The organism is Streptomyces sp. NPDC026672 (assembly GCF_040638185.1).
In the GTDB taxonomy this organism is placed as follows: domain Bacteria; phylum Actinomycetota; class Actinomycetes; order Streptomycetales; family Streptomycetaceae; genus Streptomyces.
On the sequence record NZ_JBEZXS010000020.1, the window covers coordinates 26,375 to 42,674 of the forward strand.

19 protein-coding genes are annotated in these 16,300 nt (G+C 72.1%); 12 read left to right on the forward strand and 7 right to left on the reverse strand.

The genetic code is table 11. From position 1 onward, the window contains the following. Positions 1-96 precede the first annotated feature (96 nt). On the forward strand, positions 97-1,899 hold the full coding sequence (locus AB0F77_RS23110; protein WP_361951684.1) for a bifunctional metallophosphatase/5'-nucleotidase: 1,803 nt from the start codon (positions 97-99) through the stop codon (positions 1,897-1,899). A gap of 75 nt (positions 1,900-1,974) precedes the next feature. Here the strand turns inward: AB0F77_RS23110 and AB0F77_RS23115 are convergent, their stop codons facing one another. The 6 genes from AB0F77_RS23115 to AB0F77_RS23140 form a co-directional block, all read right to left on the reverse strand. Further along, entirely contained in the window at positions 1,975-3,432 is a 1,458-nt protein-coding gene (locus AB0F77_RS23115; protein WP_361951687.1) for a HAMP domain-containing sensor histidine kinase, read from the reverse strand. Next, on the reverse strand, positions 3,429-4,157 hold the full coding sequence (locus tag AB0F77_RS23120) for a response regulator transcription factor (RefSeq protein ID WP_361951690.1): 729 nt from the start codon (positions 4,155-4,157) through the stop codon (positions 3,429-3,431). Before AB0F77_RS23120 ends, AB0F77_RS23115 begins: the two co-directional genes overlap by 4 nt. A gap of 108 nt (positions 4,158-4,265) precedes the next feature. Continuing rightward, a complete protein-coding gene (locus AB0F77_RS23125; RefSeq protein WP_361951692.1) occupies positions 4,266-4,481 on the reverse strand; it encodes a hypothetical protein in 216 nt (71 codons plus the stop codon). Positions 4,482-4,514: 33 nt separating this feature from the next. After that, entirely contained in the window at positions 4,515-5,516 is a 1,002-nt protein-coding gene (locus AB0F77_RS23130) for a trypsin-like peptidase domain-containing protein (protein ID WP_361951695.1), read from the reverse strand. A gap of 120 nt (positions 5,517-5,636) precedes the next feature. After that, entirely contained in the window at positions 5,637-6,692 is a 1,056-nt protein-coding gene (locus AB0F77_RS23135; RefSeq protein WP_361951698.1) for a LacI family DNA-binding transcriptional regulator, read from the reverse strand. A gap of 86 nt (positions 6,693-6,778) precedes the next feature. Next, complete coding sequence (locus AB0F77_RS23140; RefSeq protein ID WP_361951701.1) at positions 6,779-7,558, reverse strand: response regulator transcription factor; 780 nt, start codon at positions 7,556-7,558, stop codon at positions 6,779-6,781. 164 nt (positions 7,559-7,722) lie between these two features. On the opposite strand from AB0F77_RS23140, the gene AB0F77_RS23145 reads away from it, so the two are divergent. The 8 genes from AB0F77_RS23145 (at position 7,723) to AB0F77_RS23180 (ending at position 12,905) form a co-directional block, all read left to right on the forward strand. Beyond that, entirely contained in the window at positions 7,723-8,559 is an 837-nt protein-coding gene (locus AB0F77_RS23145; RefSeq protein WP_361951704.1) for an alpha/beta fold hydrolase, read from the forward strand. A gap of 53 nt (positions 8,560-8,612) precedes the next feature. Next, positions 8,613-8,867, forward strand: coding sequence for a MoaD/ThiS family protein (locus AB0F77_RS23150; protein WP_361951707.1), 255 nt, complete (start codon positions 8,613-8,615; stop codon positions 8,865-8,867). A 3-nt stretch (positions 8,868-8,870) separates the two neighbouring features. Continuing rightward, entirely contained in the window at positions 8,871-10,091 is a 1,221-nt protein-coding gene (locus AB0F77_RS23155; protein WP_361951710.1) for a hypothetical protein, read from the forward strand. Positions 10,092-10,214: 123 nt separating this feature from the next. Next, positions 10,215-10,961 (forward strand): DUF2993 domain-containing protein, encoded by a 747-nt coding sequence (locus tag AB0F77_RS23160; protein ID WP_361951713.1) that lies wholly within the window; start codon positions 10,215-10,217, stop codon positions 10,959-10,961. Positions 10,962-11,162: 201 nt separating this feature from the next. Beyond that, entirely contained in the window at positions 11,163-11,270 is a 108-nt protein-coding gene (locus tag AB0F77_RS23165; RefSeq protein ID WP_361951716.1) for a putative leader peptide, read from the forward strand. Positions 11,271-11,395: 125 nt separating this feature from the next. Continuing rightward, positions 11,396-12,235, forward strand: a complete 840-nt coding sequence (locus AB0F77_RS23170) for a sulfurtransferase (protein ID WP_361951719.1) — start codon at positions 11,396-11,398, stop codon at positions 12,233-12,235. Between the two features lie 40 nt (positions 12,236-12,275). Beyond that, positions 12,276-12,563, forward strand: a complete 288-nt coding sequence (locus AB0F77_RS23175; RefSeq protein WP_361951722.1) for a DUF1416 domain-containing protein — start codon at positions 12,276-12,278, stop codon at positions 12,561-12,563. A gap of 84 nt (positions 12,564-12,647) precedes the next feature. Beyond that, positions 12,648-12,905, forward strand: a complete 258-nt coding sequence (locus AB0F77_RS23180) for a DUF3099 domain-containing protein (RefSeq protein ID WP_361951725.1) — start codon at positions 12,648-12,650, stop codon at positions 12,903-12,905. Between the two features lie 195 nt (positions 12,906-13,100). Here AB0F77_RS23180 and AB0F77_RS23185 read toward each other — a convergent pair whose 3' ends face one another. Beyond that, positions 13,101-13,463: a DsrE family protein gene (locus AB0F77_RS23185; RefSeq protein ID WP_361951728.1), complete on the reverse strand. Its 363-nt coding sequence runs from the start codon at positions 13,461-13,463 to the stop codon at positions 13,101-13,103. A gap of 104 nt (positions 13,464-13,567) precedes the next feature. Between AB0F77_RS23185 and AB0F77_RS23190 the strand changes: the two genes are divergently transcribed. From AB0F77_RS23190 to AB0F77_RS23200, 3 genes are read left to right on the forward strand one after another with little or no spacing between them, the layout of a single operon-like run. After that, positions 13,568-14,326, forward strand: a complete 759-nt coding sequence (locus AB0F77_RS23190) for a hypothetical protein (RefSeq protein WP_361951731.1) — start codon at positions 13,568-13,570, stop codon at positions 14,324-14,326. Further along, the gene (locus AB0F77_RS23195) at positions 14,323-15,177 is read left to right on the forward strand and encodes a hypothetical protein (protein WP_361951734.1); all 855 of its coding nucleotides are present in this window, start codon (positions 14,323-14,325) and stop codon (positions 15,175-15,177) included. Before AB0F77_RS23190 ends, AB0F77_RS23195 begins: the two co-directional genes overlap by 4 nt. Further along, positions 15,174-16,145: a hypothetical protein gene (locus AB0F77_RS23200; protein ID WP_361951737.1), complete on the forward strand. Its 972-nt coding sequence runs from the start codon at positions 15,174-15,176 to the stop codon at positions 16,143-16,145. Before AB0F77_RS23195 ends, AB0F77_RS23200 begins: the two co-directional genes overlap by 4 nt. Positions 16,146-16,300 lie beyond the last annotated feature (155 nt).

A 16,300-nucleotide genomic window follows, 5' to 3' on the forward strand; every position in this document is an offset into this window, starting at 1 on the left:
CCAGGATGTAACCACGAACCCCCTGTCGTGCTACGCGCGTTGACCCTAGAGTGCGCCCTCGTCGGGCACTTCTCAGCAGACCCACAGGGGGGTTTCATGCCGGCCACGTCCCATCCGCCCCGGCGCACGCGCCGCCGTACCTACGCCGTGCTCGCGGGCACCGCCGCGCTCGCCACCGCGGCCGCGCTGGCCGCCGCGCTGCCCGCGCAGGCGCACTCCGACAAGGGCGGTCACCGGCACCCGAGCCGCTACCAGGACGTCCAGCTCCTGTCCTTCAACGACCTGCACGGCAACCTCGAACCGCCGTCGGGCTCCTCCGGCCGGGTCACCGAACTCCAGCCGGACGGCACCACCAAGAACGTCGACGCGGGCGGTGTCGAGTACCTCGCCACGCATCTGCGCCAGGCCCGCGAGGGCCACCCGTACTCCATCACCGCGGCCGGCGGTGACATGGTCGGCGCCTCCCCGCTGATCTCCGGCCTGTTCCACGACGAGCCGACCATCGAGGCGCTCAACGGCCTGAAGCTGGACGTGACCTCGGTCGGCAACCATGAGTTCGACGAGGGCCGCGCCGAGCTGACCCGTCTCCAGAACGGCGGCTGCCACCCGACGGAGGGCTGCTACACGGACAAGCGGTTCAAGGGCGCCGACTTCCCGTACCTGGCGGCCAACGTCCTCGACGAGAAGACGAAGAAGCCGATCCTCAAGCCCTACTGGGTGTGGAAGAAGAAGGACGTCAAGATCGGCTTCATCGGCGTCACCCTGGAGGGCACGCCGGGCATCGTCTCCGCGGACGGCGTCAAGGGCCTGGTCTTCAAGGACGAGGTCGAGACGATCAACAAGTACGCCAAGGAGCTCCAGCGCCAGGGCGTCCAGTCGATCGTGGCCCTGATCCACGAGGGCGGCTTCCCGGCGTCCTCGGCGTACAACTACGACTGCGACGCCCCGGGCGCGGGCGCCGGCGTCTCGGGTCCGATCGTGGACATCGCGAAGAACGTGACCCCGGCGGTCGACGCGCTGGTCACCGGGCACACGCACAACGCGTACGTCTGCACGATCGACGACCCGGCGGGCCGGCCCCGCATGGTCACCTCGGCCTCGTCGTTCGGGCGGCTCTACACGGACACCACGCTGACCTACGACCGCCGCACCGGTGACATCGCCCGCACGGCCGTGCAGTCGGCGAACCGCGTGGTCACCCGGGACGTCCCCAAGGCGCCCGACATGACGCGGCTGATCTCCCGGTGGAACACCCTCGCCGCGCCCATCGGCAACCGTGCCGTCGGCTACATCTCGGGCGACGTCAACAACGGCGGCACCGAGTCCCCCATGGGCGACCTGATCGCGGACGCGCAGTTCGCCCACGGCAAGGCTCTGGACCCGGGGACCGACCTCGCCCTGATGAACCCGGGCGGTGTGCGGGCCGGTCTGACCTACGCGGCCTCCGGCGCGGAGGGCGACGGCGTGGTCACCTACGCCGAGGGCTTCACCGTCCAGCCCTTCGCCAACACCGTGAACCTCCAGGACTTCACCGGCACACAGCTGATCCAGGTCCTCAAGGAGCAGGTGAGCGGCCCGAACGAGGCCGCGCCGAAGATCCTGCTGCCGTCGAAGGGGCTCACCTACACGCTGGACATGACGAAGTCCGGCGCGGACCGCGTCGTCACCGACTCGATCCGTCTCGACGGCGCCCCGATCGACCCGGCGGCCACCTACCGCGTCGCGAGCAACAGCTTCCTCGCGGGCGGCGGCGACGGCTTCACCACGCTGGGCCTGGGCACCAACGACCTGGTCGGCTCGGACGACCTGGCGGCCCTCGCCGACTACCTGACCGCCAACTCCACGCCCGCGACCCCGCTGGCGCCCCCGGCGGCGGACCGCATCACCGTCATCCGCTGACCCACCCGTCACACCCCGGGGGCCCGGCCCGCACCTCGTGCGCGGGCCGGGCCCCCGGTCTTCGTGTCCTTCGCCTCACACCTGGTCAGGAGGCGGCTGGGGGGCGCCCGGGAGGCGCAGCGTCGCCACCGTGCCGCCGGTGCCGGCCGGGGCCAGGGTGATCTCGCCGCCCACCTGCTGGACCGTGCGGGCCACGATCGACAGGCCCAGGCCCGAGCCGGGCAGCGCGCGGGCGCTCGGGGAGCGCCAGAAGCGGTCGAAGACGTGCGGGAGTTCGTCGGCCGGGATGCCGGGCCCGTGGTCGCGGACCGTGAGCACACCCCCGTCCAGGGCCACCTCGACCGTGCCGCCCTCGGGGCTGAACTTCACCGCGTTGTCGAGGACGTTGACGACGGCCCGCTCCAGCGCGGACGGCTCCGCCCGGACGTACCAGGGCTGGAGGTCCGCCGTGATCGTCAGCTCGGGCCCGCGCAGCCGGGCCCGGCGCAGCGCCGCCTCGACGGTGTCCCGCAGGGCGACCACCTGGAGCCGTTCCCCGTGCTGGCCCTCCGCCCGGGAGAGCTCCTGGAGGTCGCCGATCAGCGCGGCCAGCTCGGTCATCTGCGCCTTCACCGACGCGAGCAGCGCCTTGCGGTCCTCGGGGGGCAGCGGCCTGCCGGTCTCCTCGCTGCGGGTGAGCAGCTCGATGTTCGTGCGCAGCGATGTGAGCGGGGTGCGCAGCTCGTGCCCGGCGTCCGCGATCAGCTGCTGCTGGAGCTCGCGGGAGCTGGCCAGCGCCGAGGTCATCGAGTTGAACGAGTGCGACAGCCGCGCGATCTCGTCCTCGCTGTCCTCGTCCACCGGGATGCGGATGGACAGGTCCTCGGTGCGCGCCACGTGCTCGACGGCCTCGGTGAGCCGGTCGACGGGGCGCAGTCCGGCCCGTGCGACGGCGAGCCCCGCGACCCCCGCCCCGAGCACACCCACACCGGAGACCAGGAGCAGCACCAGCGCCAGGTCGTTGAGCGTGGACTCGGTGCCCTTGAGTGGGAGGGCGACCATGATGGCCGCGTTGGCGGTGGTCTGCGTGAGCCTGTCGCCGATGGTCATGGGGAGCGCCAGCACCCGCACGGTGTTGCCGTCCGCGTCGGTGCTGTTGTGGAAGACGCCGGCCGGATTGGTGCCGTTCGCGTTCTCGACCACCTTCCGGTCGGTCGCGGTGACCTTGATCCGTCCCACCGAGGTCAGGAACAGACAGGTGGTGCCCTCCTCGGTGAGCACCTGGGAGTAGGTGTTGCGGAAGCCGCTGACCGTGGCCTGGGGCTCGGAGGAGCAGTTGGTGAGCGCGTCGGTGATCTGCTCCTCCTGCTGGGGACGCCCGATGCCGACGGCCTTCTTGAGGGAGTCGTCGACCTCCGCGTACAGCTTGCCGCGCACGATGAACCAGCAGGTCACGGACACCGCGGCCACGGCGAACGCCACCGCCGCCGCCACCAGCAGCGACAGCCGGGAGCGGATGGGCAGGGTCCGGAACCGGCGGACGACCCGCTTCACTCCGCCCCGCCCTGCCGCAGGACATAGCCCACGCCCCGCACGGTGTGCACGAGCCGCGGTTCGCCGCCCGCCTCCGTCTTGCGCCGCAGGTACATGACGTACACGTCGAGGGAGTTGGAGGACGGCTCGAAGTCGAAGCCCCACACGGCCTTGAGGATCTGCTCGCGGGTGAGCACCTGGCGCGGGTGCGCCATGAACATCTCCAGCAGCGTGAACTCCGTGCGGGTCAGCTCCACCTGCCGGCCGCCGCGCGTGACCTCGCGCGTCGCCAGGTCCATCCGCAGGTCGGCGAAGGTCAGCGCCTCGTCCTGCGCTCCGTCCCCGGCCACCGCGTACGAGCTGCGGCGCAGCAGCGCCCGGATGCGGGCGAACAGCTCGTCCAGTTCGAAGGGCTTGACCAGGTAGTCGTCGGCGCCCGCGTCGAGCCCGGTGACCCGGTCGCCGACCGTGTCGCGGGCCGTCAGCATCAGGATCGGCGTGGTCGTGCCGGCGCCGCGGATGCGGCGGGCGGCCGTCAGCCCGTCCATGCGGGGCATCTGGATGTCCAGGACGACCAGATCGGGCTGGTAGGCGGCGGCCTTCTCCAGGGCGTCCGCGCCGTCGACGGCGACCTCCGTGTCGTACCCCTCGAAGGCGAGGCTGCGCTGGAGCGCCTCGCGTACGGCCGGCTCGTCGTCGACGATCAGGATGCGCTGCGGGTCACGGTCGCCATCGGCGGAGCTCATCGGTCGTGGGTCCTCGGGTCGTGGTGGGACGGGGTGGGGGAAGACCTTCAGCGTCGCACGTTTCGGGGCCGCCCGGTGGAGGCGCGGCCCCGTGCGTGCTGGGCGGGGTCAGTGACGCAGGGCGGTCAGTCGCCGCAGGGACACCTTGCGCACGTGCGGGTGCTCGGCCGGCAGCCGCAGCCCCATCAGCTGGGGCGGTGGGATCGTGGCGGGCGGCTTGGGCGGGGCCGGGACGTGGAGCTCGTGCGCCACGTCCAGGGCCGGGCCGACGCAGGTGGTGGTGGGGGTGGTGGTGGACTCGGGGTGCGTGATGTGCTTGATCATGACGTGCTCCCTCGGTTCCGGTGGGGGACGGGTTCAGCCGGTGGAGCCGGCCCGCAGCTTGGCCAGATCTGCCTTGACGGTGTCGACGGGGATCGCGAAGCCCAGGCCCACGCTGCCCGCGTCCGAGGACGAGGCGCTCGCCCCGGCCGAGTACATCGCGGAGTTGATGCCGATGACCTGGCCCGCGGCGTTGATCAGGGCGCCGCCGGAGTTGCCCGGGTTCAGCGAGGCGTCGGTCTGTATGGCCTTGTAGGTCGTGGTGGACGAGCCGGTGTCGCCGTTGAACTCACGGCCGCCGAAGGAGAACGGCCACTGTCCCTCGCCGCCCTGCTCCTGGCCCTGGTCCTCGTCGGTGGAGACGGTCACGTCACGGTGCAGCGCGGAGACTATGCCGCTGGTCACCGTGCCGGTCAGGCCCTCGGGCGAGCCGATGGCCACGACCTGGTCGCCGACCTGCACCGCGTCCGAGTCGCCCAGCGCGGCCACCTTCAGCCCTGAGGCGTCGTGCACCTTGACGAGCGCGAGGTCCTTGGAGCTGTCGGTGCCGACGACGTCGGCCGTGTACCGCTTGCCGTCGCTGGTGCGCACCGTGATGGCGGAGGCGCCGGCCACGACGTGGTTGTTGGTGACGATCTCGCCGTCCGCGGTGACGACGACTCCCGAGCCGGTGGACGTTCCGTTGGGCAGGGTCGCGTTGATCTCGACCACGCTGGGGCTCACCGCGGCGGCGATGGCGGCCACGTCGCCCCGCTTGCTGGAGGGCACCACGTTGGTGGTGGTCGCGGCGACGGCCGCGGAGTCCTTGCCGGTCAGCTCCTGCACGGCGTAGGCGGTGCCGCCGCCGACGGCCGCGGCCACGAGGGCGACGGCGGCCAGCAGCCCCACGGGGCCCCGGGTCCGCCTGCGGTGCGGCGGGGGAGCCGGCGAATAGGCCGGCGGTGCCGGCCACCGCGGGTCGACGGGGGAGGCGGAGGAGGGCTGCTGGGAGTCGTCGGGGTTCTCGTAAGCGCCGCTGTGGCGGAAGCTCTCGGTCATGTCATAAAGCTTGTCCCGCGACCATGAGAGCTCCCTGAGTGCTCCCTGAGAAGCCCGGCAGAACCTCGTTTGCCCGATATAAAGGCGCGCCTCGGCTGCGAGGACGTCTCTCGGTGAGCGTCAAGGCGCGCTCGGTGAAGGCAGGCCGGGTGAGCCCTCGCAGCCGCAGGAGCTGCGCAGCACCAGCCGGGGCGGGAAGGACTTCAGCCGCTCGCGCCGGGAGCCCGCCACCCGCAGCCCGTCGTCCAGGACCAGGTCGACAGCCGCCCGTGCCATCGCCGAGCGGTCCGAGGCGACCGTGGTCAGCGGCGGGTCGGCGAGCGCCGCCTCCTTGATGTCGTCGAAGCCGGCCACCGCGAGCTTCCCGGGCACGTCGATGCGCAGTTCCCGTGCGGCCCGCAGCACGCCGATGGCCTGGTCGTCGGTGGAGCAGAAGATCGCGGGCGGCCGCTCGGGCCCGGACAGCAGGTCGAGGGCGATGCGATAGGCGTCGTAGCGGTTGTACGGGGCCTCGAACAGCCGGCCCTCGGTCGGCAGCCCGGCCTCGGCCATCGCGCGCCGCCAGCCCTCGACGTGGTCGGAGACGGGGTCGCCGACGGCGGGCGTCTCGGCGGTGCCGCCCATGCAGGCGACGTACGCGTAGCCGTGCTCCAGCAGGTGGGCGACGGCCTGCTGGGCGCCGCCCAGGTCGTCCGTGACCACGGCGACGTCGTCGATGGCCTCGGGGCGCTCGTGCAGCAGCACCACACGGGCGTCCCACGCCTCGATCTCGGCGGCGGCCAGGTCGTTGAGGGCGTGCGAGACGAGGATGAGGCCGGAGACCCGCATCCCCAGGAAGGCCCGCAGATAGTGGACCTCGCGCTCGCCGACGTAGTCGGAGTTGCCGACCAGGACCATCTTTCCGCGCTCGGACGCGGCCTGCTCGACCGCGTGCGCCATCTCCCCGAAGAAGGGCTGGCGGGCGTCCGGGACGATGAGTCCTATGAGGTCCGTGCGCCGCGAGGCCATGGCCTGGGCGACCCGGTCCGGGCGGTACCCCAGTTCCTTGATCGCTGCGAGGACACGCTCGCGCGTGGCCGGGGCGACCGGCCGGGGTCCGTTGTTGATGACATAGCTGACGACGGCAGTGGACGTCCCTGCCAGCCGCGCCACGTCATCGCGAGTCACCTTGGCCACGCGCGGAGTCTACGCGGAGAGACCCGCGCTGGGCAGGGCATATCGCGGCTTGACCGTGCCGTGATGATGCCCCGCCCCGGCCTTCGTCACGCCTCGGCCCGTACGTCCGCCGTGCCCGGAACGGCCGATTCGTCCGCTTCCTCCGCCTTTGGCCGGGCGGCCTTGGCCCTGGCCTCGTCGGCGGCGCGCTCCACCTTCTCGGGGGTGACGAACCGGTAGCCGACGTTGCGGACGGTGCCGATCAGCGACTCGTGCTCCGGGCCGAGCTTGGCCCGCAGCCGCCGTACGTGCACGTCCACGGTCCGGGTGCCGCCGAAGTAGTCGTAGCCCCAGACCTCCTGGAGCAGCTGGGCGCGGGTGAACACCCGGCCCGGGTGCTGCGCCAGGTACTTCAGGAGCTCGAACTCCTTGAAGGTGAGGTCGAGGACCCGGCCCTTGAGCTTGGCGGAGTAGGTCGCCTCGTCGACGGAGAGGTCGCCGTTGCGGATCTCCATGGGGGAGTCGTCGTTGACGATCTGCTGGCGGCCCATGGCGAGCCGCAGCCGCGCCTCGACCTCGGCCGGTCCGGCGGTGTCGAGCAGGACGTCGTCGATGCCCCAGTCGGCGGTGACCGCGGCGAGGCCGCCCTCGGTCACCACGAGGACCAGCGGACAGCCGGGTCCGGTGGAGCGGAGCAGCTGGCACAGGCTGCGGACCTGGGGCAGGTCGCGCCGCCCGTCGATCAGGATGACGTCGGCGCCGGGGGTGTCCACGAGCGCCGGGCCCTCCGCCGGGGCCACCCGCACGTTGTGCAGCAGCAGGCCGAGGGCGGGAAGCACCTCCGTCGACGGCTGGAGAGCGTTGGTCAGGAGCAGCAGAGAACTCATACGTCTGGTTCCTCCTCGGTCCCTGCGAGGACGTTTGCGGTACTGCGCTGCGATCCCGGGGCCCGTACACCTGCGGTTTCCCGCCTCGTATACAACGCTTCCGAAAGCACAAAAGGACCCGGGGGCTACGCTGCCCGAGTCCTCTGCACAGCAGAATAGCCGACATGAGCAACGGTCCGGCAGGTCATCTGGCACGTTCCGTCATTCGTCCGCACTCCGAGACGAGCAGACACGCACCTATGCGGACGTTTCTGCACACCGCCGACGGCGTTTCGATCGATTCCGTATACGATCCGGGCTCCACCGTCGCCGACCCCTCCCGGCCATCCGCCCGTGACCTGGCGTTCGTCGTGGCCCACGGCTTCACCGGCGACGCGGACCGGCCCCATGTGCGCCGCGTCGCCGCCGCCCTCGCCCCGTACGGCGCCGTCGTCACCTTCTCCTTCCGCGGCCACGGCGCCTCCGGCGGGCGCTCCACGGTCGGCGACCGCGAGGTCCTCGACCTCGACGCCGCGGTGGCCTGGGCGCGCGGCTTCGGGCACACCCGCGTGGCGACCGTCGGCTTCTCCATGGGCGGCTCGGTGGTGCTCCGGCACGCGGCGCTGCACCGGGGCGTCGACGCGGTCGTCTCCGTCAGCTCGCCGGCCCGCTGGTACTACCGCGGCACCGCCCCCATGCGCCGGCTGCACTGGCTGGTCACCCGCCCCGCGGGCCGCCTCGTCGGCCGCTACGGGCTGCGCACCCGCATCCACCACCGCGACTGGGACCCGGTGCCGCTCTCCCCGGCCGAGGCCGTCCCGAGGATCGCGCCCACGCCCCTGCTGATCGTGCACGGCGACCTCGACGGCTACTTCCCGCTCGACCACCCGCGGATGCTCGCCGACGCCGCGGGCGACCAGGGGGAACTGTGGCTGGAGCCCGGCATGGGACACGCCGAGAACGCCGCGGCCGACGACCTGCTGGCCCGCATCGGGGACTGGGCGGCCTCCCGGGCGGGCTAGCCTGACCGTATCGATGTGCGAAGGCTGCTTCGCCGAAGGACCAGAGGGACGAGATGGCAAAGGTCACGGTGCGCTATTGGGCCGCCGCGAAGGCCGCGGCCGGGGTCGCCGAGGAACCGCACGAAGCGGCCGACCTCGCCGAGGCGCTGGACGCCGTGCGCGAGCGGCACCCCGGTGAACTGACGCGCGTGCTGCTGCGCTGCTCGTTCATCGTCGACGGCGATCCCGTGGGGACCCGCGGACATGAGACGGTACGGCTGGCCGACGGCGGCACGGTCGAGGTGCTCCCGCCGTTCGCAGGAGGGTGAGCGATGACCGACCAGCCGTATGAGGGCGGGACGTACGAGGGGTACGACCCGTACCGGCAGCAGCCGCAGCAGCAGCCGCCGCAGCAGCCGCCGCAGGCGTGGCCGCCGAACGGGCAGCAGGGCCAGAGCCAGGGCGGGGGGTACCCGCAGAACCCGTACGCCCAGAACGCCCCCGGGCAGAACCCGTACACCCAGAACGGCTACGGGCAGGGCGCCTACGGCGGGCAGGCCCATACCGCGCAGCCGGCCGCCCAGGACGACCCCTACACCCAGCAGTGGCAGGGCCAGACCTGGGAGACGCAGACCCACGCACCCGTCACGGCCGCCGCCGAGACGTCCTACCTGCCCGCCCAGCCCTACGACCGGCCCGCCGCGCCCCCCGCGGCGGCCCGGACCACCGCGCCCCCGCAGCCGGCACCGGACGCCGGGCCGTCCTACGGTCCCGCCACCGTCGCCGGCAACACCCGCGTCACCGACGCCCAGCGCGCCCGCATGGAGGGCCGCTCCCCGATCATCGAGCCCGGTTTGCAGCCCGCGGCCCTCACCGCCGTCCTCGGCCTGCTGCTGTCGGGCGCGGCGGCCCTCGGCTCGTACGCCCTGGTCGTCCCGCTCGTGATCCTCCAGGCCGTCACCGCCGCCGGCTGGTTCCGGCTGAACGGCATGTGGCCCGCCCGGCAGGGCATCGCGCTCGCCTTCGCGGGCGGCCTCGCGGCCGACGCCGCGGTGCTGGTCGCCGGCCGTGAGCACGCGCCCGCGGCCATCCTCGGCCCGCTCGGCGTCTGGGTGCTGCTCGCCCTCGTCCTCCAGCTGCGCTCGCACGCCGACCCGGACGAGCGGATGTACGGCCTGATGGCCACGGTCGCCTCCTCGGCCCTGACCGTCATCGCCACCGGCTACCTGGGCGCCGACCCGGACGCGGCCACCGTCGGCGCGGCGGCCGTCGCCGTGGCGCTGCTCGCCCGCGCCCTGCCGCTGCCCACCCCCGTCTCGGTGGTCGTCGCGCTGCTCGCGGGAGCGGGCGCCGGCCTCGCGGCCGGCGGGCTCACGGACTACGGCACCGAGGGCGCCCTGCTCGGCGCGGCCGCCGCGGTGTGCGGGCTGATCGGGCACCGGGTCGCCTCCTACGACTACCCGTCCCGGTTCGTCCACTTCACCGCGGGCGTGGCCCTGCCGCTGTCGGCGGCGGCGCCGGTGGTGTGGGTGCTCGGGCGGGCCCTGGGCTGAACGGCGGGGGCGGGCGGGCTTGTCACAGGTGATCGACAATTCTCCGTCCGCCCCGGCCGCCGGGGATACCGTGGGTCGGTCGTGCCACCGCCGACCTGACCGCCTAGCCGGGGGATCCCCACCATGCGCGCCCTGCGAATACTCCTGATCGTCGTCGTGATCCTGGGCGGCCTGTTCGTGCTGGTCGACCGCGTCGCCGTGCACTTCGCCCAGGGCGAGGCGGCGGACAAGCTGCGCACGACCGAGGGCCTCTCCCGGACACCGGACGTCTCCATCAAGGGCTTCCCCTTCCTCACCCAGGTCGCCGGCGGCTCCCTGGACGACGTCCAGGTCGGCATCAAGGACTACGAGGCGGCCACCGGCCAGGGCGACCGGAAGATCCGCATCGACGACCTCAAGGCCGACATGAAGGGCGTCGCCTTCTCCGGCGACTACAGCTCCGCCACCGCGGCCACCGCCACGGGCACCGCGACCATCTCCTACGACGAGCTGCTGAAGTCCGTGGCGTCCGAGGGCACCGAGGTCGTGCCCGGGGTGACCGCCCAGGTCACCGGGCTCTCCGACGGCGGCAACGGCAAGATCAAGGTCACGGTCCGGGCCAAGGGCACCTTCGCCGGGACCATTCCCGTCGACCAGACGATGTCCGTGCTCAGCTCGGTGTCCGTGGACGACAACAAGGTGCGGTTCCACGCGGACTCCCTGCCCTCGATCGACGGTCTCTCGCTCGCCGAGGGCCGGGTCCGTGAGATCACCGACTTCCAGCAGGCCGTGGACCAGCTGCCCGGCGGCATCGAACTGGACCAGGTGAAGGCCGCCGAGGACGGCGTCGCGATCACGGTGAAGGGTTCGAACGTCAAGCTGGCGGGGTAGGACGAACACCGCCGCGGGCCGACGGGCGTCCGACAGGCGAGACGACCCCGCCCGTATCGCAGATGCGCCGACCGAAGGACGCGCCCGGGAGCCGCACGACGGCGGCCCGGGCTTTTGCTTGCTCTCACATCGCGGACATTCACGTCTCAACATGCGACACACCGGTGACACGCCCCGCTGTCCGTCCCTACGATCGACGGCATGCAGTGCCAACCGAGCGTCCTCCGGTCACGGGGACAGGCGGATCTGACGAAGCGGCGGGCAGTCGACCTGTGCCGTGTCGCCGCCATGCTCTGTCGCACCTTCTGAGCGAAAGTCCCCGACTTCCGCGTCTTCACCCCAGCCCTGCTGGAAGGGCACCCCTGCGCGCCGCGCCCTGTCCGCGCGCCCCAAGCATTCGCACGCCCCGCCGCTACTGCCCCGGAGGAGAAGGAATGAGCCGCAGCGACGTCCTCGTAGACGCCGACTGGGTCCAGGACAACCTGGACGACCCGAACATCGCGGTCGTCGAGGTGGACGAGGACACGTCCGCCTACGACAAGAACCACATCAAGAACGCGATCCGCATCGACTGGACCAAGGACCTCCAGGACCCGGTCCGCCGCGACTTCATCGACCAGGAGGGCTTCGAGAAGCTCCTGTCGGCGAAGGGCATCGCCAACGACACCCTGGTGATCCTCTACGGCGGCAACAACAACTGGTTCGCCTCGTACGCGTACTGGTACTTCAAGCTGTACGGCCACGAGAACGTCAAGCTCCTCGACGGCGGCCGCAAGAAGTGGGAGCTGGACGCCCGCGAGCTGGTCGAGGAGGTTCCCGAGCGGCCCGCCACCGACTACAAGGCCAAGGCGCAGGACACCTCGATCCGTGCCTTCCGCGACGACGTCGTCGCCGCGATCGGCGAGCAGAACCTGGTCGACGTGCGCTCGCCCGACGAGTTCTCCGGCAAGCTGCTCGCCCCCGCGCACCTGCCGCAGGAGCAGTCGCAGCGCCCCGGCCACGTGCCGAGCGCCCGCAACATCCCGTGGTCGAAGAACGCCAACGACGACGGCACCTTCAAGTCGGACGACGAGCTCAAGGCGCTCTACACCGACGAGCAGGTGGACCTGGCCAAGGACACCATCGCCTACTGCCGCATCGGTGAGCGCTCCGCGCTGACCTGGTTCGTGCTGCACGAGCTGCTCGGTGTGCAGAACGTCAAGAACTACGACGGCTCCTGGACCGAGTACGGCTCCCTCGTCGGCGTGCCGATCGAGCTCGGCGCCGCGAAGTAAGTCCCTCCCGACCGACCGTTCAAGACCTCTGGAGTCAGACATGTGTGGAGCGAAGGCCGGCGGCCCGGACCCCTCGACGATCAAGCCCGGTGAGACCACCATCCAGGGCCAGGTGACCCGCGACGGCGAGCCCGTGACGGGCTACGTCCGCCTCCTGGACTCGACGGGCGAGTTCACCGCGGAGGTCCCGACCTCCGCGACCGGACAGTTCCGCTTCTACGCGGCCGAGGGGACCTGGACCGTCCGCGCCCTCGTTCCCGGCGCCACCGCCGACCGCACGGTCGTCGCCCAGCAGGGCGGGCTCGCGGAGGTCGCGATCGCGGTCTGATCCGCGTCGAACGGCCAGGAGGGCCGCGCCACGGCCGCATGCCGGGGCGCGGCCCTCCGGCGTGTCCGGGCCTACTCTGGAGACATGTACGCACGGCGACGTCACGTGTACTTCGCCCTGATGGGAGTCTGCGTCGGACTCTTCGTCCTGGCGTGGGGAGTCGTGCGCATATGGTCCGTCCCCGCGGCCGTCGTGATGTGCGTGGTCGCCATGGTCATCCCGCCGGTCGCCGCGATGGTCGCCAACCGCCGCGGCCCCGAGGACCGCTGGTGGGACGACCCGTCGGGGGACCCCCAGTCCGACGAGTGGTGGGACGAACTGGACGGCAAGAAGCGCCGCTAGGGCGTGTTTCGAAAGTCCCGCCTGGCCCGCGACGCCTGGCACGCACACTCGCCGCGTTGTCGGAACGCCCGAGTACATCCAGTACGAGGGCGATCCTCCGCCTTGCGATTGCACGCACCAGACGCCGCGGACCCCGCCCTCCGGGCGGACGGCGCCACTTTCGAAACACGCCCTAGCCGCCGCGCCGCCGGCCGCTCAGTAGACCAGCGCCTGGGTGCCGTCGGTCAGGGCCTCCTGGACGAAGACCTGTGCGCCCGCGATCCGTACGCCCTCGATGACGTCCTTCTCCGTGATGTCCCGCCGGGCCGCGCACTGCGAGCACAGCGTGACCCGGCCGCCCGCCAGGAGCGCGTCCAGCAGGTCGGGCAGCGGCGCGGCGTGCGGCAGCTCGAACTCGGCGGCCCTGCCCGGCAGCGCGAACCACGCGGACTCGCCGGTCAGCCACAGCGAGACGTCCACACCACTGGCCACGGCCACGGCCGCGACGGTGAACGCCTGGGAACACCGCTCGGGAGCATCGCTCCCGGCCGTCACCTTGATCACAAGCTTTTTCGCCATGCCCGAATCGTAATCAACTTCCCTGCAACTCCAGGCGGGAGGCATGGGTCTCCTGTGCGTCGTGGATCATGGAATCCGCGCTTCCCGTTCATCTGGGAGACCACGTGGAAACGACCGAAGACCCCGAAAGACCCCAGCCGCTCACCGAACCGGTCGCGGCGCCCCGCCCGCGCCGACGCGGGCGTACGACCCTGCTGATCGCCACCGCCGCCGGGCTCGGACTGGTCGCCGGCACCTGCACCGGCTATCTGATCCAGGCCGACCGGAAGCCCACCGCGCTGCCCCCGCTCCCGCAGCCGGTGCTCACCCGGGCCGGGGGCACGGCCCCCGAACCGCTGTCGGCCGCCGAGGACCGTGCGGTGAAGACGGACGGCGACCTGCGCAAGCTGCTGCTCACCCGGCCGGGCGGTGCCCGGGACGCGAGCTTCGAGGTGGGCGAGGACGGCTGGCTGAACCTCGCCGGTTACGCCGAGACGTTCAACGAGCCGGGCTCGGTGTTCGGTGAACTCCTCACCGACGAGTTCCGGCGCGCGGCCGTCACCACCTGGCGCGAGGACAACGCGTACGACGTCGAGATCCGGCTCGTCCAGTTCCGTCAGGAGGAGAACGTCGAGGCGTCCCAGCGAGCCGGGCAGGGCTACTTCTGGGCGAACAAGGACCCGGACACCGAGGGCTCGCCCATCGGGGGAACGGGCGACGGCACGGCGTACGTGCGTCACCGTCCCGACAGCGGGGGCGAGTACTCGGCCGAGGCACACGCCTGGCGCGGGGACGTCGTGATGGAGATATGGGTCTCCGGCACGAAGCCGGTCCCGAAGCGGAAGATCGTCGATCTGGCGGAACGGCAGATGGAGCGGCTGTGAGCGAGAACTCCGTGAACCCGGAGACCACCGTCGGGACCGGACCCGCAGCGGGCACGTCCGCAGCGGGCACGTCCGCCGAGGAGACGCCTGCCGAGGAGACGTCCGCCGTGCCCGCCCGCGGGCGCCGCCGTGTCGCCGCCACCGTCGGCGCGGCCGTCCTGCTCGTCGTGGTCGCCGCGGGCACCGGGTACACCGTGGTGACCGTGAACGGCGCCGACCGGGCCCCGGGGACCCCGCTCTGGGCGCAGCCGAAGGCCGCCGGGGAGAAGAAGACCGGGGAGCGCGCGGCCACCGGGCTGAAGGGCGCGCTCCTGCCGTACGGCGGCGACTCCTACGAGCGGGGCCCGGACCTCGGGGCGTTCGGCTCCGAGGCCGAACTGTCCGGCCGCCAGGCCGCGGCCCTGCGCAAGGAATCGGTCAAGGACTTCCCGCGTTCCGAGCGCCGGAAGCTGGAACGGCAGATCGACGAGCAGCGGATCAAGGGCATGGCGATGCGCAGCTACCAGAACGTCGACCGCTTCGGCGACGACGGCTACACGGTCGACATCGTGCTGTCGCGGATGGCCGACCGGCGCACCGCGCGGTCCGTCGTCACGGCCCAGCGGGGGTTCCTCGAAGCCGTGAAGGCCTTCCGCAAGGGTCCGGCGATCGAGGGCCACGAGGACGCCGTCTGCTTCCTGCCGCCCGACTACTCCGAGGAGAAGCTCGACCTGATGGTCTGCTCCGGATACGTCGGCGACGTCCTGGTCACCGCCACGGCCACCGCGGCCAAGCCGCTCGACAAGAAGGGCGTGGCACAGATGCTGCGCGAGCAGTTCGACCGCATCGAGGACCCGGGGCAGGCGGTATGACGACCGAGCAGCAGCCACAGGCCGAGCGGCAGGAGACCGAGCGGCAGGAGATCGAGCGGCAAGAGGCCGAGCAGCCGCTCCCGGACGTGCCCGAGCCGCCCGCGGCGGACGCGCCCGAGCCGGTCGCGGCGGCGGGCGCCGGGGTACCGCCGACCCTCCCGCCGACCCTCCCGCCGTCCCCGCCGCAGGCACCCGCGCCGAAGAAGGACCGGCGGGCTCTGCGCGCAGCCCTGCGCTGGACCGCCGCGGTCGTCGTGTTCGCGTCGGTCGGGGCGGGCACGGCGTACGGCATCAGCCGTATGGAACGCACGGACGTGCCGGGTCTCGCCACCGGGTCGGACGGCCGCTGGAACTACCCCGAACTGAGGAAGCCGCCGCTGCCGGCCGGCAGCCCGGGGCCCCTCGCCGAGGCGAACAAGGCGGGCACCCACTACGCCGACCTGCGCTCCCTGCTGCTCCCGGCGCCCGAGGGCGCCACGGAGAACCGCGCCCTGCGCGGCAGGAACGGCTGGCTCGCGACGAAGGACTTCCTGGCGGAGTACCCCGGCAAGGAGGACCGCGGGACGATCGGCCAGACGCTGACCGACTACGGTCTGCGCCACGTCGCCGCCCGCGGCTGGACGGCCCCGGACGGCACGAGCACCCGTGTCTACCTGCTCCAGTTCGGCACCGCGGTGGTCGCGGACCGTGTCCTGGGCAGCGAACTCACGGACTACCGGCTGCCCAGGTTCCCGGTGCGCGGCGGCGGGACGTACGAGCACGACGAGGCGTTTCCCGAGGCCGCGGAGGCCGAGGACATCACCTTCGTCCCGTACACCGAGGCCAGGCCGTACGGTGCCGAACAGGTCCGGGGGGCCTACGTGGGGGCCGGCGACACGCTCGCCGTGATCGTCCAGTCCCGCAGGGGCACGGTCCCCGCCGTCCCCTTCCAGCAGACCGTGGCCCTCCAGAGCCGGCTGCTCGGCTGAGGGCCGTACGGAGGGCCGGGCTCCCGGCCGCGTAAGCTGGGGGCCGGTCCTGTCGTACGTACGCACCGCGCTCATCCGAGGAGCACCCGTGGAGATCTTCTTCGAAACCCTGCTGGTCCTGGTCTGCGTCGGCGTCCTCGCCTTCGCCTACCTGA

Excerpts from the sequence above, each read along its gene's own strand:
- AB0F77_RS23165 (WP_361951716.1), top strand. The coding sequence starts at position 11,163 with ATGCAGTGCCAACCGAGCGTCCTCCGGTCACGGGGACAGGCGGATCTG.
- AB0F77_RS23200 (WP_361951737.1), top strand. The coding sequence starts at position 15,174 with ATGACGACCGAGCAGCAGCCACAGGCCGAGCGGCAGGAGACCGAGCGG.
- AB0F77_RS23125 (WP_361951692.1), bottom strand. The coding sequence starts at position 4,481 with ATGATCAAGCACATCACGCACCCCGAGTCCACCACCACCCCCACCACC.
- AB0F77_RS23160 (WP_361951713.1), top strand. The coding sequence starts at position 10,215 with ATGCGCGCCCTGCGAATACTCCTGATCGTCGTCGTGATCCTGGGCGGC.
- AB0F77_RS23175 (WP_361951722.1), top strand. The coding sequence starts at position 12,276 with ATGTGTGGAGCGAAGGCCGGCGGCCCGGACCCCTCGACGATCAAGCCC.
- AB0F77_RS23130 (WP_361951695.1), bottom strand. The coding sequence starts at position 5,516 with ATGACCGAGAGCTTCCGCCACAGCGGCGCTTACGAGAACCCCGACGAC.
- AB0F77_RS23145 (WP_361951704.1), top strand. The coding sequence starts at position 7,723 with ATGAGCAACGGTCCGGCAGGTCATCTGGCACGTTCCGTCATTCGTCCG.
- AB0F77_RS23170 (WP_361951719.1), top strand. The coding sequence starts at position 11,396 with ATGAGCCGCAGCGACGTCCTCGTAGACGCCGACTGGGTCCAGGACAAC.
- AB0F77_RS23180 (WP_361951725.1), top strand. The coding sequence starts at position 12,648 with ATGTACGCACGGCGACGTCACGTGTACTTCGCCCTGATGGGAGTCTGC.
- AB0F77_RS23140 (WP_361951701.1), bottom strand. The coding sequence starts at position 7,558 with ATGAGTTCTCTGCTGCTCCTGACCAACGCTCTCCAGCCGTCGACGGAG.
- AB0F77_RS23185 (WP_361951728.1), bottom strand. The coding sequence starts at position 13,463 with ATGGCGAAAAAGCTTGTGATCAAGGTGACGGCCGGGAGCGATGCTCCC.
- AB0F77_RS23155 (WP_361951710.1), top strand. The coding sequence starts at position 8,871 with ATGACCGACCAGCCGTATGAGGGCGGGACGTACGAGGGGTACGACCCG.
- AB0F77_RS23110 (WP_361951684.1), top strand. The coding sequence starts at position 97 with ATGCCGGCCACGTCCCATCCGCCCCGGCGCACGCGCCGCCGTACCTAC.
- AB0F77_RS23120 (WP_361951690.1), bottom strand. The coding sequence starts at position 4,157 with ATGAGCTCCGCCGATGGCGACCGTGACCCGCAGCGCATCCTGATCGTC.
- AB0F77_RS23150 (WP_361951707.1), top strand. The coding sequence starts at position 8,613 with ATGGCAAAGGTCACGGTGCGCTATTGGGCCGCCGCGAAGGCCGCGGCC.